Raw genomic sequence first — 16021 nt, forward strand, 5'->3', positions numbered from 1 at the left:
CACCGAGCGTAGGGCCTGACGGCTCCCGAGTAAACACCCGCCGGACAGGGCGGTTGAGTCTAACGACGTGCCCCGGTCAACCATCTTCAGGTCCCGCGCTCCCGCCGCCATGACCAACCGGAACGCGTGGTTGTCCGACCGACATTGAGCGGTTGTCTCGCTTGGCTGTAGAATGATCGTCTCTGGACGCATTTCGCGCCTCACTTCTTATATCCCTCTTTGCTGGCGTAGCTCAGTTGGTAGAGCAGCTGATTTGTAATCAGCAGGTCGTCGGTTCGAATCCGTCCGCCAGCTCCATGTTTCAGGTGTTCCGCGGCTTTCGCCTGATCGGCAAAGTCCACCGTGACGAAAACGTGACTCTCCTTGTCGGGCAAAGCGAAAGCCCGCCTTGCGTTGTCAGGCGATAGGTGGGCATGTTTTCAGTCATCGTGATCGTGCTGTGACCCAGAAGATCCCTCACCTCGGGAGTGCCACTCCGGCGCTCGCCACCTGGGCCGTCATCGTCCACGGCCGCGGAGCTGGATTCGCGTGTGTTGACGGTGACCAGCACCGGCCCTCTGCAGCGGTATGGGCGGCGATCAGCAGATCCTTGTTGCCGATGGGTGTGCGCGCCGGTTGCACATGGATGCGAATGCTTGCATTGGCACGGTCGTCCGCCGGGGTCGAAGGCAGTGCCCGGTACCCGCAGCCTGTGCCGAATTCCGCTTAAGCGTGGTAATTTGCACCCGGCGTCCCGGCAGTCGGCAAGGCAGTCGTCGCGGCCGATCGAAGGCGCCACATCCGCGAAGGCAAAAACAACACGGGGGCAAGCACACCATGTATCCGAACCGTTCATCCAGGCACATGTTGCTCGTCGCGTGCTCCTTGGCGCTGCTGTTCATGCCGATCGCGGGCTCGGTCGCGGCTTCGACGCAGGCGCAGGTATCGCAGAAGGTCGAGGCGGCAGCGGATGACGTTGCCCATGATCTCGAGAACGCGGTCGCGAAGATGCGTCCTGTGATCGAACGCTACGGTTATGCGGGCGTCGTCGGCGCGGTGTCGGCGGAAGGCTTCGGCATTCCGGCACCCGGACAAACCATGCTGATGGCCGGTGCGCTCGAGGCCGCCGGGGGGCATCCGCACATCGTCCTGTTGCTCTTTCTGGCTGTTGCCGCCGCGGTGGCTGGCAATAGCCTGGGTTATCTGATCGGGAGAAAAGGCGGCCGGCCCCTGTTGCGCAAGCTCAGGGTGAACGAAGAGCGGGAGCAGAAGCTGAGCGCGCTGTTCGAGCGTTTCGGCGGCGGATTCATCCTGCTTGCGCGCTTCGTCGACGGACCACGCCAACTCAATGGCATCCTTGCCGGCATGCTTGAGATGCGGTGGTGGGTGTTCACGCTCTTCAATGTCCTTGGCGCCCTACTCTGGGTCGGTATCTGGGGTCTTGGCACCTTCTATCTGAGCGAGCACGTCCACGCCATCGACGCATTCCTACGCCGGATCAATCCATGGGCTATCGGGATCGTCTTGACGGCTTTGCTCGCACTGGGCGTTTATCTCTTCCGCGGGCGCCGCGCGAATTGATTCCGGACGCGCGATCGTCCGACGTATGCAGCCCGATTCAAACTGCGACGAGTGATGTGTAATGCCCGTAATGCGCGGCCGAACAGTCTGACGACAACGTCGTCTGTGACCGATGCGGCATCGTCTTCGAGAAGTACTGGAAATATCAACTTCGGCTGGGCGAGTCCTCGAAGGATCGGCAGATCGCAAAACCGGCACGCATGCAGCTTTTGGCGGACTCAGGTCTGCGCCGCCTGGTTTTGCCGCCGCCGACAGACAGCGACCCGCTGACGCCTTGGCTCAAGGCTTCATTAATCGTCGTGCCGGCGATCTGGGGTCTGCGCTGTCGGGGAGCGGGGTGACCTTACGGTCACCCCGCCCCCTAAGAACCGTGTGTGCGACTTTCACCGCACACGGCTCAAGCCTTGAAAAGGCACCGTGAAGCACCCGGCGATCAACGGGGTTGTGGCTGAGACGCGTCACGTCACGAGCCATGCAGGAGCCGCTACGGGTCGCCGTCCCCGCTGACGCCCGCGACGCTCGACGAAATAGTCGACCTGTTGCGGGTCTTAGGGGTTGGCGTCGCCGCGGATCTTCACATGGCGTCGAATCGGGATACTCGCCATCCGAAAGAGCGTGACCGATCCGTCCGTGAACACTCAGTCGCCGCCGTCCCTGTGGGCATAATAGCGATCCTTGAGCCACTTACGGCCTTATTGGGGATGCGGTGACTTGTTCTCCGCGCCCCGAGCTGTGGATTCGGCGCGGGGCTGACGTTCCTTTCTAATCAGGTGGTGTTTTGCGCCGGTTGACGACGGTGGTTCGGGTCTACGAAACTCAACGGCGGAGTCTACGAAGCCACCATAAGCCATTTGCAGCAACGGAGCATCCATGCCGACAACCCAGGAGAATCTCGATCATTGGTCCAACTACGATTGGCAAAATATGGGTGAGGAGTGGTCGGCGCTTTGGGGTGGGTCCGACAACCTTTGGTTCGGCGCTGTTCTCCCTCGCGTTCGCGACCTCTTGCCGGTCGATGCCCTGGTCGAGATTGCTCCCGGCTATGGTCGGATCACGCAATACTTGAACCTAAAAAGAGCAGTTAGCGCCCGTCGCGGAGCGTTTTCGGCCCGCGGGCGAGTACACATACCGGCGGTTCGGCGGCTACGCCGGCGCCGGTAACACCGCCGGCGGCTGCAATTGGCGGCCGTTGAGATACTTCACCAGCGCCCGCGAGAGGAGCCGGTACCAGCGTTGCAGGGGACTCAACTGCTCCGCAGTTCGGCGCAGCGTGTTGAAGAAGGCCGTGATCTCGCGGCAGGTCGCCTCCACCCACCCGGCTTCGGCATGGGGATGGCTGATGGTCAGGCGCGTCTGCCCGCCGTGACGGGTCAGTCGTGCCGGTGCGCTGAGCAGCAGCGGGCGGCTGGTGATCGCCTCGGTGTGCCGAGTCGGGTCGGCCAGGCGCACGAACAGGCTCCACCAGTTGTAGGTCAAGGCGGTGATGCGCGCCATGAAGCGGCAGCGCTTGATGTCGCGGGTGGTGAAGCCGCCCCAGCCCCAATGGTTCTTGAGCTCGTCGAAGGGATTCTCCGCGTCGGCGCGATCGCGATAGAGTTGCGCCACGCTCAGGATCTCATGGGGCAGCGAGGTCACCAGCACGGCGTACTCGTAGACGATCGTCTCGTCGGTGAGCTCGGCGAAGCTCAGGCGCAGCTGCTCGGGATCACCCTGCTCGACGACGGCCAGGTCGGCCTTGATGCGCCGGCGCAGCACGACGGCGCGCCGGGCACGGCTCCAGCCCGACAGACGCAGGGTCGTCTCGGCCCCCTGCCAGCCTTGACCGGCATCGCACCACTCGGCATCGCGCATCAGGCGCTCGACGGTCTGCTTGACCTTGGAGGTCATGCGCAGCTTGAACAGATACGGGATCCCCTCCTGCTCGGCCCGTGCCATGTTGGCTTGGGTGCCCCAATCGCGGTCGCCGCGAATGCACAGCGGCCAGTGCGCCCGCGGCAGGCGCGCGAGCAACTCCCACAGGCCCGGCGCGCTGTACTTGGACGCGGTTTGGTTGCCGTCCAGCACCTCCACGTCCAGGATCAGACGCAGACCGGCGACGAAATAGGTATGGTAGGTGTGCGAGGGCCGACCCGGCTTGTGCGGATTGTAGCCTTTGACCGCACCCTCTTGATGCCCGTAGAGCGGCTTGACCGTCACGTCGGCATCGAGAATCCAGGGCACGCCCAGCACCGGCGCCACGCAGGCGTCCAGGTGGTTCTGCAACCAGGCCACCCCGTCGGCTTCATCGAGCTTGCCGAGGTTGCGGCGCACCGAGTCCTCGCTCACCACCGCCTCCATGCCCAGCAGGGCGGCGTTGATGGTGTCGCCGCGCAGGGCACTGATGTGGGCATAGCGCTGATGCCCGGACAGCACCGCCAGGATGGCGGTACCCAGAACGTCGCGCGTGCTCGGGGCGTTCGGGCTGGTCAGCTTCAGCGGGCAGCTCTCGACCCAGGCATCGAAGCGCCCGCCCAGGCGCAAAAACTCGGTGAAGAACGGCAGCTGCCCCAGCGGGGTGACCGCCGCCTGCGCATCCCACTCGACGTGGACGCGCCCGCCAAACGTGTCCACCGCAACCGGGCCGGCATGCGGTACCAATGCGGTGGTTTCGGGTTCACCCTGCGGGTGAGGGATCGGGTTGCTCATGGGGACCTCCTTGCGCCGATATTTCAGCGGCTTGGATCACTCGAGGCAAGGTTTAACTGCTCTTTTTAGGTTGAAAGATGAGTGCAGGTCAATGACCCTTGTTGACCTGACCGAGCGTTGTATCGACGCATGTCGTCAACGATTCGTAGGCGACCGGCACATCAGCTACTCCGTCAACGACGGTAAATCGTTGCCGACGGTCGCCGACAGCTCCGCCGACTTGGTGTTTTCTTTCGATTCATTGGTCCATGTCGAAATCGACGTAATGTCGGGGTACATCGAGGAGATCGCGCGCGTTCTCCGACCCGAGGGCGTTGCCTTTATTCACCATTCCAATATGGCCGCGTTCAAACGTCCGGATGGCGAAGGCTTCAGGATCGAGAACAAGCATTGGCGAGGCCGTTCGGTTTCTGCCGACATTATCGCCGCATTCTGCGCAGCATCCGGGTTGTGCTGCTACCGCCAAGAGCTCGTGAACTGGGGCTGCCCCGACTTGATTGACAGCTTCAGCTACATCGCCCGTCGCGGTTCGTCTCGGGATCGCCGTCGAGAGGTGATCGAGAATCCCCGCTTTATGCAGGAGAGGATTCGTCTCTCGAAAGAGGGTTGGAAAGCCCCGTTCGCTTGATCCTCGCCAAGCGTGGGCCGATATGCTCGTCGTCGCGATACACCGCGGCCGGCGAAAGGTGTCGCGATTCCTTCTCGTCCGCCGAGCGGGCGGTGCGGGCATCCAGTCTGGCGACGTCGATTGCGTCGACCGAGATTGTGCGACACGGTCGCCAATGATCCGGATGCCGACCGTTGACAGGTCAGCGGTATCGACTACAGTCTGAGTATGGCAGCATGAGCGTGAGGCGCGATGCCGCGAACGCGCTAAAGGGCTCGAAGTCCACTATCGGCGACTGCGCTTGGTTCGTGTCCGCCGGGGTTCGTGTTTGGCCAGTGATCGTGGTTATATGGAACATCAATCGGGGGCTGATATGCGCAAACATTGGTGGTTGTTGACGGCTTCTTGGCTTGCGGTGGCAGCCGGATCCGCAGTGCTTTGGCAGGGTACGCGTGAAGCCATGGCCGCCCCGGTCGGGGAAACACCGGCGGTTGCCTGTAGGGCTGCTTCCCTTGCGCTCGCGCAGAATCTGCGATGGGATCATGTCCGCGTTTGGAATCAAGCCGCGTTCCCTGTGTGGGTGGTCTGCCCCGTCACCAATAATACTGAGGTGTGGTACAACAGTGCTGACGATACGCTCGAATGGTATGGTCCGGGCAGCGCGTCATTGAGTGTCTGGTTCGATTCAACCGCGGCACCGGGGGCGAGTGTCCTCTGCACGTATTTGGACATCGAACCCGATATCGTCGACACGTCGGTCACTAATTTCGTGAGTCATACGATCAACGCGCCGGCCTCGCTTCCGGGGGTGACGTCGCAAACCTTCGATCTCAGCCTGTTCAACGGGTTTGACGCGAGCACGATCACCTGCAGGCTGGATCCCTCAACAGGCCTCAATACCTATCGCGTGTTTTACAGCAAGCCTGTCATCTGAAGGCAAGCAAAACATCTAATGGTGTCTTGAGTCTACGCTCCGCCCATCGGAGCGGGCTCAGGCATTCATCCCGACATCTCGGCATATCCATGAATCTCAAGCGTCAAGGTTTCTGGGATGGGCGTCGCTTTATCGCCCTGCTGGCGATGCTGCTGGCTGTGGCGGCGATCGTCTTCGTCGTGCGCGATCTCTTGGGCCCATCATCGATATCCGGCGGTAACCTCGCCGGAGCCGGAAGTGAAAGAGCGACCGGATCGCCGAGCGAGGCGACCTACAGCGCGCAGCTGCAGGCCATCGACGATCGCCTGAATAAATTAACGAGACAGCTGTCTCAGGCCCCACCTGCCGAGACCGACCAGCCAGCTTCCGAGAAAATCAAGTTCCTCGAAGACCAGATTGCCGAACTCATGGCCAGATCGGATCGAGAAGATGCCGAAAGGCAAGTGTCGCGGGCGAACGCCGCCGAACTTCAGGAAGCGGCCAACGATCCACACCTTCGCCAGCAGTTTGCGCGGGCGATCCAACAGCAAGAGGAGCGACAGGCGGAGATCGTCGAGGAGTCGTTCGGACAGGAATCAGTGGACACGGGCTGGGCGGTGGAGGCAGCGGAAAGAATCGAGGGAAGCCTCGCTGCGAGTGACGCATTCTATTTCGCAAAGGTTCTCGATCTGCAATGTCGGACGACGATGTGTCGGGTCGACTTGTCCGTTCCACAAAGCGGGGTTGTGCAGAGGCAAGGCGATGGTCAGACTGTTTCCGGGGCGGAAGCGCTCGAAGTTGATCTCGCCGTTTTGGCTGCTGTCTCGAGCGAAATGCCTATGGGCTCCATGCGCCGAGAGCCGGACGGTTCGGGTGGCTATACCTACCGCTTCTATCTGCATCGCGAGGGCTATCTTCCACCGAAGGCGCCAAACCCGATGAAATCGATGACCGTCGCGGAGATGCGCGCCTATCTTGAGAATCTCTAGCCGTCGACGGCGTTCAATGCCCCTCATATATCCTGCGGAAAAGGCCAGGCAGAACGCTCGATGGTCGCCATATGGCCGCGTTCTGGAGTGACTGGGAGTCGAAATACAGCAGTCACTTGGCTCATGCCAATCGGCGCCGCAGTATCAAGTGCGCTTCTTTATCGGCTTGCTTTTGTCCTCGATACGCCCTGTTGCCTCCTCTGGGTTGCCTTCGTTCCGCTCATCCTCGTTGCCGCGAATTATACGCCCACACCGGCCTTCCTATTTGGATGGCTCAGCAGTTTTATCTTGAACTTCGGTACGGCCGGTTGGGTTCTTGAGATTCCCGGCTTTAGTCTTTCTCATGGTCTGTTGCTCGGCGTTTATGCGGGCATCTTTCCGGCGCTCTGGTGTGCGATCATCGCGCTCGCCCGGAGAAGGCGTCTGACTTTGTTATTGCTCGCGCCGGCGGCGTGGGTCGTTCTCGACTACCTGCGTGCCCATGCGGGACCGCTCGCCCTATCGTGGGGAACGCCGGCATATTGGCAGCACGCCAATCTTCCCATTCTGCAACTTGCGTCTTATGCAGGCGAGTATGGAGTTACCTATCTTGTGTTATTCGTCAATTCCGCCATCGCCCTTGGGTTGATGGAACGGAAATGGCGATTTCTTGCCGTCGCTGGTATCCCGTTGGCGGTCGTCTTCTCGGCAGGAGCAATGGTTCTGCGGCATGACAGCTTGCCGACGGCATCTGTCCGGGTTGCCTTGGTTCAGCCTGCATTCTCGGTTGCCGATTTGAAGTCCTTCAGCGGTCCCGAGAAACTCGACGTGCTGGAGCGGTTGTCCGTGGAAGCCGGCAGATCGCGTCCGGATCTGATCGTTTGGCCGGAGGCGGTCGTGCACGACTGGAGGCGTTCCCCAGGTTTATTGCTTCGCATCGGAAGGATCGCGCAAGAAGTCAACGCCCCGATCGTTCTGGGGATGTCGGAGAGTGGGAAATCGTTTAACGCCCGAGGGTCAGTCGGGGCTTTGCCGCATGGGCCCGAGGCCCGCTCTCGTAACAGTGCGGTCTTGGTCAGCGCAAAGGGGGATTTCTCCGGCGTCTACAACAAGAATCGGTTGGTTCCCTTTTCGGAATTCATCCCTTTCGAGGGGTTCGTGAATTGGCCCGATTGGATACCCCCTCCGGGTCAGCCCATGGCGCCGGGAACGCATCAGGTTGAATTCGAGATTGCCGAGGGTGTGACGGCTGCTCCGATCATCTGTTGGGAGAATCTGTTCGCCGACTATGTGAGAGGGGCGGTTCGACAGGACACCGACATGGTGCTGCAGCTGGTCAATGATAACTGGGCTGGCCGAACATTGGCGCCCTATCAGCATGAGGCGGCATCCGTCGTCCGGGCGGTGGAGAATCGTGTGCCGGTCGTGATTGCATCGAATACCGGGCCGTCGCGGATCATCGATGCCTATGGTCGAATTCTCGCGGAATTGCCGGATCTGTTCACACCGGGCGTTGCCGTCGCGAATGTCCGATCCTCGGGCACCCGGTCGTTTTACTATCGGAACGGGGATTGGATGGTGCTGCTGTGCGGGCTTATCGTCACGGTAGTGATCATGTTGGATTTCGTGTTCGGGCGTCGATGAACCTATCTGTTCGATGGGTTCCCGCCGCTGGGGGAGACGGGAGCGCTCAAGCAGTGGCGCCCCGATACAGATGTTCAGGACTCCTCGTCCTCGACCTCCGCCCACGGCGGAATACGAGGAACTCTGCGGGCGCGGGCGACGACATCCTCGAGACCTGGACTGTCGATCGAAATCGGGACCGGAAACCCGCGTGCCTCCAGGGCTACTTCCCGTGCTTTTTCCCAATCGACGATGTCGGGGCCGTCGGCGGTCTTGGTCTCGACCGCCTTCTCCATCGGCTTCAGGCTGCCTTTCCAGCGCTTTTGGTCCTCGGCGAGGGGGGTGTGGGCCTCCAGGTAGACCTCGCCGGCGCGTGTCCCCACGAGATAAGGCTGATTGACGACCGTGACCTTGGTCCCGATCGGGACCTCCTCGAACAGACGAGCGATGTCTTCAGGGTACAGCTGGATGCATCCGTGGCTTACGCGCATCCCGATGCCGAACGGTTTGTTCGTGCCGTGGAGCAGGTATTGGGGCCGGCTCAGGCGCATCGCGTAGTCGCCGAGCGGATTGTCGGGGCCTGCCGCGACGACGGCCGGGAGCTGCTCGCCCCGCTTCGCGCGCTCCCGGCGGATGGATGCAGGTGGTGTCCAGGTGGGGTTCTCGGTCTTCTGGATGATCCGCATCTGCCCCAACGGCGTTCGCCAACCCTCGCGACCGATCCCGATGGGGTGGGTGACGACCACCTGTGGTTCGCCTTCCTCGCGCTTCGGGAAATAGAACAGGCGCAGCGTCGCGAGGTTGACGACCACGCCCTCGCGCGGGGCGTTCGGCAAGACGTATTGGGTCGGAAGGACCACGCGCGTTCCGTCTCCGGGGAGCCAGGGGTCGACGCCGGGGTTTGCCGCGACGATCTCGTCGTGTCCCAACCCATAGCGCCGCGCGAAATCCGGGAGCGTGTCTTCGTATCGTGCAACCACGACCCGGACGTCCCCGACGACTTCGGTTTCGTCGTCCGGCAGGACGAAACGATCGGCACGCTCCGGTTCCTCGACGATGTGATGCGAGTCATAGAGGGTCGCACAGCCGCTCAGTGCGAGGCCGGCAAGAAGTGCCGTGCAGCACCGTAGGGGAGCGAGGGCCCTCGCGGGAGGTGTCGTGCTCGCTCCGCCGGGGTCTGCGCTGTACGCCCAGTTTCCTTGGGCAAAATCCCGGTCCTGCGTGTATTTGGTTTGTGTAAACACCGAATGACCTCGCTCAGGCAGAGACAGACGATTAGGTTGGCTGCTCGCGCGCCTGGTGGCAAGCGATCTGCCTTTTCACGTACTACACTCAAACGAACGTAAATACCAGGCGGAACGCTAGGATGATTGGCCCCGTGCGATCCGAGATCGTTCGGGCAAACGCCTTGCCGCGATCGGCATGGATCCGGCCCGACGCGATTGGACGGCCGGGTCATCGGCCTGGAAAAAAAGCGACGACAAGGATGTGCAGACGACACACCACCACCGGAGGCGAGCGTCGACAGATGAACAGTGGCTATATCCTTTCCATCGATCAGGGCACCACGGGCACGACGGTGTTGATCTTCGATCACGCCGGCGCGGTCCATGCGCGTGCCTACTCCGAGTTCACCCAACATTATCCCAAGCCCGGCTGGGTTGAGCACGACGCCGAAGAGATCGTGCTGATCACGATGAAGGTCATCGCGGAGGCCTTGCGTGCCGGCAGCGTTTCGCCCGACGCGGTCCAAGCCATCGGCATCACCAACCAGCGCGAGACGACGGTCGTGTGGGAGCGCGCCTCGGGTCGTCCGATCGGGCGAGCCATCGTCTGGCAGGATCGGCGCACCGCACGCTACTGCGACGAGCTCAAGTCCCGCGGTCTCGAGGAGATGGTCCGTGCCAAGACCGGCTTGGTTATCGATCCGTATTTTTCCGGCACCAAGTTGAAGTGGATACTGGACAACCACTCCGGTCTGCGCGAGAGGGCGGAACGCGGCGAGATCTGTTTCGGCACCATCGACTCCTGGCTGGTGTTCCGGCTGACGGGCTGCCGGGTGCATATCACCGACTATTCCAACGCCTCCCGCACCATGCTCTACAACATCCGCGACCTGCAGTGGGATGCGGAGCTGTTGGACCTGCTCCAGATCCCGGCCGCCATGCTGCCCGAGGTGCGCCCCTCCTCGCAGATCTACGGCGAGACCGATCCGCAGATGTTCTTCGGTACCCGCGGCATCCCGGTCGCCGGTATCGCCGGGGATCAACAGGCGGCCTTGTTCGGTCAAGCCTGCCATAGCCCGGGGATGGCGAAGAACACCTACGGAACCGGATCGTTCGTGCTGATGCATACCGGAACCGAAGCGGTGACGAGCGATGAGCGTCTGCTCACGACCATCGCCTGGGGTGTAGGAGACGAGCCGGTGGAGTATGCGCTCGAGGGTGCGATCTTCGTGACCGGTTCCGCGGTGCAGTGGTTGCGCGACGGCCTCGGCATCATTCGTCATGCCTCCGAGACACGTGAGCTTGCGCGATCGGTACCGGAGAACGAGGGGGTCTATTTCGTGCCGGCCCTGGTGGGCCTCGGCGCCCCGCACTGGGATCCTTATGCCCGCGGCTTGTTGATCGGGATTACGCGGGGCACGACCCGCGGTCATGTCGTGCGCGCGGTGCTCGAGAGCATGGCGTATCAGACGCGCGACGTGATCGAGGCCATGGAGCGCGACTCCGGGATTGCGCTCAAGGAACTGCGCTGCGACGGCGGTGCATCGGTGAACAGTGTTCTGATGCAGTTTCAGGCCGACATTCTCGGCGTCAATGTCGAGGTTCCGAGCATCATCGAGACCACGGCGCTCGGCTCGGCCTATCTCGCCGGGCTCGCCGTCGGCTTTTGGGAAAGCCGCGACGAGATCGCCGAGAAGTGGGCGCTGGATGTGCGCTATCACCCGCGTTTCGACCCGGCCAAGCGCGAACGTCTGTTCAATCGCTGGCACAAGGCCGTCGAGCTCTCCAAGGGTTGGGCACTCGACGACGATTGACCCGGCCGCGGACGGCCACTGCGACCATCGGCGGCTGAGGGTGGCCACCCGGAGGCCTGCATTGGTCCTCGAGTGGACAGTCGCTGCCGGGGCCCACTCCCGGATCGCGGATGCGATCCGGCGCGATTTATCCAGAGGAGCAGCGCTATGACTCTGCGCGAAAGCAACATCGCCAAGCTGCGTGAAGGCGTCGTCTACGACGCGCTGATTATCGGCGGCGGTATCAACGGGGCCGTGTCTGCCGCGGCGCTCTCCGGCAAGGGCGCACACGTCGCCCTGATCGACAAGCGTGATTTCGCAGGCTTTACCAGTCAGCAATCGTCCAACCTGGCGTGGGGCGGCATCAAATATCTCGAAAGCGGCGATTACGTGCTCGTGCGCAAGCTGTGCCTGAGCCGCAACGAGCTGATCCGCAGCTATCCGAGCCGGGTCAAGGAGATCCGCTTCTTCGCGACGATCGACCGCGGGTTCCGATTCTCGCCCTTCTTTTTGTGGCTCGGGACTTGGGTCTACTGGCTCTTCGGCAACGGCTTCACTCGGATCCCGCGCTTCCTCACCAAGGATCGGATCCGACGCGAGGAGCCGGTGGTGAAGACCGACAAGGCGGCCGGCGGGTTCGAATACTCCGACGCCTATCTGCACGACAACGACTCGCGCTTCGTCTTCCAGTTCGTACGCTCCGCAATGGATCGCGGCTGCATCGCGGCCAACTATGTCGAGTCGCTCGGTGCACGGCGCGACGGTGATCTCTGGATCACGCGGGCGCGCGATACCGAAACCGGCGAGACCTTTGAGATCCGCTCCAAGATACTGATCAACGCCGCCGGTCCCTTCGTGGACGACCACAATCAGCTCACGGGGGAGCAGACCGAGCACCGGCATCTGTTCTCCAAAGGCATCCATCTGATCGTGCCGCAGATCACGCCCCATCAGCGGATCCTGACCTTCTTTGCGGACGACGGGCGGCTGTTCTTCGTCATCCCGATGGGCGTGCGCACCTGCATCGGCACCACCGACAATCGAGTCGACACACCCCAGACCGAGGTCACCGACGCGGATCGCGACTTCGTGCTGGAGAACATCAACAAGCGGCTCGCATTGGCCGCGCCCCTGACGCGCGAGGACATCATCGCCGAACGCTGTGGCGTGCGGCCGCTGGTCGTGAAGAGCCGAAGCGGCGACGGGAGCGGGCGTGATTGGATGCAGCTCTCGCGCAAGCACGAGATCGATGTCGATCGCGCGCGGGCGCATCTGTCCATCTTCGGCGGCAAGCTCACCGACTGCGTGAACGTCGGCAACGAGGTCTCGCGGATCGTCGCGGGGCTCGGCATCGATCTGCCGCATGCCGGGTATCGCTGGTACGGCGAGCCGCACCGCTCGGTCTACGAGGAGTACATGCACCAGGCACGCCTGATGAATCTGGACAGCTACACCTCGCCCGAGTCTATCGAGCCGCTCTCCAGCCGGCTGTGGCGGCGCTACGATCAGCAGGCCTTCGAGCTGCTCGCCCAGATCCGCGAGGATCCCCGCCGGGCCGATGTGCTGATCAAGGGAACGGATTATCTGCGCTGCGAGATTCAGCTCGCCAAGCGCCAGGAGATGATCGTTACGCTCGAGGATTTCCTGCGCCGTCGCTCCAAGATCGCCCTCGTGGTGCAGCGCCGAAAGATCCAGGAGGCCGAGGGCCTGATGGAGGCCTGCGAGATCCTCTTCGGCGAGGCCGCGACGGCGCGTTACGAGGAGTATTTCGGCGAGTCTCGATCCGTGACGCGCGCGCAATCCCGACACCTGCAGTCGAATGCCGCCTGACCTCGAGCCTGAAGGCGTGCCCCGACTCCGAGCCAGCGCTCCGAGCCGGATTCGCGACCACAACAACAACTGAGGAGAACGGCCATGACCCCATTCTTCGGCGAGCTGATCGGTACCGCCCTGCTTGTCCTGCTCGGCAACGGTGTCGTGGCCAATGTCCTGCTGAGCGAAACAAAGGGCGAAGGTGCCGGTTGGATCGTGATCACCTGGGGGTGGGGTATGGCGGTGTTCGTGGCGGTGTTCACGGTCGCTGCGTTCAGCGGCGCACACCTGAATCCGGCTGTATCGGTCGGCCTCGCGGTGGCCGGGAAGTTCGAATGGGGTCAGGTTCCCGCGTACGTGTTGGCGCAGTTCATCGGTGCCATGATCGGCGCGGTGCTGGTCTGGCTGACCTACTGGCCGCACTTTGCGCGCACCGAGGATCCCGACCTCAAGCTCGGCTGTTTCTGCACGGCGCCGGCCGTGCGCAATGCGCCTTCAAACCTCTTCTCCGAGGCCATCGGCTCCTTCGTGCTGGTGCTCGCGGTGCTCTTTCTCGCCGTGTCGGTCTTCGGCCTGGGTGCTCTGGATGCCTTGCCGGTCGGACTCCTCGTCCTGGCCATCGGTCTGAGTCTCGGCGGTACGACCGGCTATGCGATCAACCCTGCGCGCGATCTCGGGCCTCGGATCGTCCATGCCCTCCTGCCCATGCCGGGCGGGAAGCGCGACAGCGATTGGAGCTATGCCTGGATCCCGGTGGTCGGCCCGCTCGTCGGCGCCGGGCTGGCCGGTCTCTTGTATCTGGCGCTGCAGGACCCGACCAGCGTGCAGTTTCGGTGACGCCCGCGCCAGCCCGCACGAGCGAAGCACATGGGGGATATCCGATGAGTCGACGCACGCGAGATCAACCCATCCGAACGAGCCGGCGCGGATTCCTCGGGGTTGCCGCCGCGCTGCTCGGCAGCTCGGCACTGCCTGGGCTTTGCCGGGCCGAGACGTCGGCCGAAGAGGCGGCCCGAGGATCGGTCGGGCCGACGGTCGGCAGCGATCCGGCGCAATCGGCTGCGGCTCGCCGCTGGCTGAAGAGCGAATTCAGGCCCTCGACCCTGGATCCGGTTGCGCAGATGGCCGAGATGCAATTCTTCATCCGTGCGGCGGCACCGTTCCGGGGGCAGCGCATCCATGTCGTCTCCGAGACCATCCCGACCCATGTCTACGAGCAACGGTTCTTGGCCCGGGCCTTCTACGAGATCACGGGCATCCGCGTCCAGCACGACCTGATCCACGAGGGCGAGCTCGTCGAGCGCATCCAGCGTCAGACGCGGACCGGGCGCAACCTCTACGACGCCTATGTCAACGACTCGGATTTCATCGGCACGCATTTTCGCGGCGACGCCATCGTTCCGCTATCGGACTGGATGGCCGGCGACGGTGCCGATGTGACGCTGCCGACGCTGGATCTGGGTGACTTCATCGGTCTGTCCTTCACCACCGGTCCCGACGGCGTCCTGTACCAACTGCCCGACCAGCAGTTCGCGAACCTCTACTGGTTCCGCTACGACTGGTTCCGGCGCGATGACCTGAGGCGCGGTTTCGAGACCCGATACGGCTATCCGCTCGGCGTTCCGCTCAATTGGAAGGCCTACGAGGACATCGCGGACTACTTCACGAATCAGGTCCGCGAGATCGACGGGCGACGCGTCTACGGACACATGGACTACGGCAAGGCCGACCCGTCTCTCGGTTGGCGCTTCACGGACGCCTGGCTCGCGATGGCCGGGGTCGGCGATCCGGGCCTGCCCAACGGCACGCCGGTGGACGAGTGGGGCATCCGGGTCGAGGACTGCAAGCCGGTCGGGTCAACGGTCTCGCGTGGCGGTGCGACCAACAGCCCGGCCGCAGTCTACGCCCTGCGCAAGTATCTGGAGTGGTTGCGCGCCTTCGCGCCGCCCGAGGCCCTGGAGATGACCTTCACCGACGCCGGTCCGGTGCCCGCTCGCGGCGACATCGCCCAACAGGTCTTCTGGTACAGCGCCTTCACGCCCGATCTGGTCAAGCCCGGCTCGGCCGTGATGGACAGCGGCGGTCTGCCCAAATGGCGGGTCGCGCCCTCGCCACACGGGGCCTATTGGGAACCCGGCATGAAGCTCGGCTACCAGGATTGCGGCGCCTGGACCCTGCCCGCGACGACACCCCTCGAGCGCCGTCGGGCCGCTTGGCTGTACGCGCAATTCTGTGTCTGTAAAACGGTGTCGCTCAAGAAGACCTTGGTCGGGCTGACCCCGATCCGCCGCAGCGACCTCGCCTCCGAGGCCATGACCGCGGAGGCCCCGCGCCTCGGCGGTCTGGTCGAGTTTTATCGCAGTCCGGCGCATATGGCCTGGACCCCGACCGGGCTGAACGTCCCGGACTATCCGAAGTTGGCGCAGCTGTGGTGGACCCGCATCGCAGACGCGGTCGCGGGAAAGACCGACCCGCAACAGACCCTGGACAACCTGGCCGAGGCGCAGGATCAGACCTTGGCGCGCATCGCGGCCTTGGGCCTCTCCAAGCGCTGTGCACCGCAGTTGTCGGAACCGAAGGCCCCGGCGACCTGGCTTGCCGATCCGGGGGCACCGAAGCCGCGTCTGAGCGACGAGGAAGGGGTCGGCAAGACCGTCGACTACGAAACCCTCATGGAGGCTTGGCGGACGGGCAGGTTCGGCCTCTGATTCAGGGGGCTTTCGAGATATGGCGGGTAGGGTGGACGAGCGACAGCGAAGTCCACCGGAACCTGCACCGGCGATGGTGGACTGCGCTGCGCGTGTCCATCCCGACATGCGCGTCGTCTGGGCGGT

The 16021-nt window shown here is 63.1% G+C and carries 11 protein-coding genes and 1 tRNA gene; 10 read left to right on the forward strand and 2 right to left on the reverse strand.

The annotated features are described in order from the left end of the window. Positions 1-221 precede the first annotated feature (221 nt). Positions 222-297: transfer RNA gene (locus tag LT988_RS15580), tRNA-Thr, on the forward strand. A 546-nt stretch (positions 298-843) separates the two neighbouring features. After that, on the forward strand, positions 844-1560 hold the full coding sequence (locus LT988_RS15585) for a DedA family protein (protein ID WP_232406457.1): 717 nt from the start codon (positions 844-846) through the stop codon (positions 1558-1560). A 1143-nt stretch (positions 1561-2703) separates the two neighbouring features. On the opposite strand, the gene LT988_RS15590 is transcribed toward LT988_RS15585, so the two are convergent. Continuing rightward, on the reverse strand, positions 2704-4245 hold the full coding sequence (locus LT988_RS15590; RefSeq protein WP_232405990.1) for a transposase: 1542 nt from the start codon (positions 4243-4245) through the stop codon (positions 2704-2706). Between LT988_RS15590 and LT988_RS15595 the strand changes: the two genes are divergently transcribed. The 4 genes from LT988_RS15595 (at position 4244) to lnt (ending at position 8377) form a co-directional block, all read left to right on the forward strand. Further along, positions 4244-4873 carry a class I SAM-dependent methyltransferase gene (locus tag LT988_RS15595; protein ID WP_232406458.1) on the forward strand — a complete coding sequence of 210 codons (630 nt, stop codon included), beginning with the start codon at positions 4244-4246 and terminating at the stop codon, positions 4871-4873. The genes LT988_RS15590 and LT988_RS15595 overlap by 2 nt on opposite strands. A gap of 352 nt (positions 4874-5225) precedes the next feature. Next, positions 5226-5786, forward strand: coding sequence for a hypothetical protein (locus tag LT988_RS15600; protein ID WP_232406459.1), 561 nt, complete (start codon positions 5226-5228; stop codon positions 5784-5786). A gap of 89 nt (positions 5787-5875) precedes the next feature. Beyond that, entirely contained in the window at positions 5876-6754 is an 879-nt protein-coding gene (locus LT988_RS15605) for a hypothetical protein (protein WP_232406460.1), read from the forward strand. 123 nt (positions 6755-6877) lie between these two features. Next, on the forward strand, positions 6878-8377 hold the full coding sequence (lnt, locus tag LT988_RS15610) for an apolipoprotein N-acyltransferase (RefSeq protein ID WP_232406461.1): 1500 nt from the start codon (positions 6878-6880) through the stop codon (positions 8375-8377). 74 nt (positions 8378-8451) lie between these two features. Here lnt and LT988_RS15615 read toward each other — a convergent pair whose 3' ends face one another. Further along, complete coding sequence (locus tag LT988_RS15615; RefSeq protein WP_232406462.1) at positions 8452-9600, reverse strand: L,D-transpeptidase family protein; 1149 nt, start codon at positions 9598-9600, stop codon at positions 8452-8454. Between the two features lie 284 nt (positions 9601-9884). Between LT988_RS15615 and glpK the strand changes: the two genes are divergently transcribed. From glpK to LT988_RS15635, 4 genes are all read left to right on the forward strand, one after another. Further along, a complete protein-coding gene (gene glpK, locus LT988_RS15620; RefSeq protein ID WP_232410601.1) occupies positions 9885-11396 on the forward strand; it encodes a glycerol kinase GlpK in 1512 nt (503 codons plus the stop codon). Positions 11397-11543: 147 nt separating this feature from the next. Beyond that, the gene (locus LT988_RS15625) at positions 11544-13205 is read left to right on the forward strand and encodes a glycerol-3-phosphate dehydrogenase/oxidase (protein WP_232406463.1); all 1662 of its coding nucleotides are present in this window, start codon (positions 11544-11546) and stop codon (positions 13203-13205) included. An 84-nt stretch (positions 13206-13289) separates the two neighbouring features. Next, a complete protein-coding gene (locus LT988_RS15630) occupies positions 13290-14024 on the forward strand; it encodes an MIP/aquaporin family protein (protein WP_232406464.1) in 735 nt (244 codons plus the stop codon). Between the two features lie 44 nt (positions 14025-14068). Beyond that, the gene (locus LT988_RS15635) at positions 14069-15895 is read left to right on the forward strand and encodes an ABC transporter substrate-binding protein (protein ID WP_232406465.1); all 1827 of its coding nucleotides are present in this window, start codon (positions 14069-14071) and stop codon (positions 15893-15895) included. Positions 15896-16021 lie beyond the last annotated feature (126 nt).

This window comes from Thiocapsa bogorovii, assembly GCF_021228795.1.
Lineage (GTDB): Bacteria > Pseudomonadota > Gammaproteobacteria > Chromatiales > Chromatiaceae > Thiocapsa > Thiocapsa bogorovii.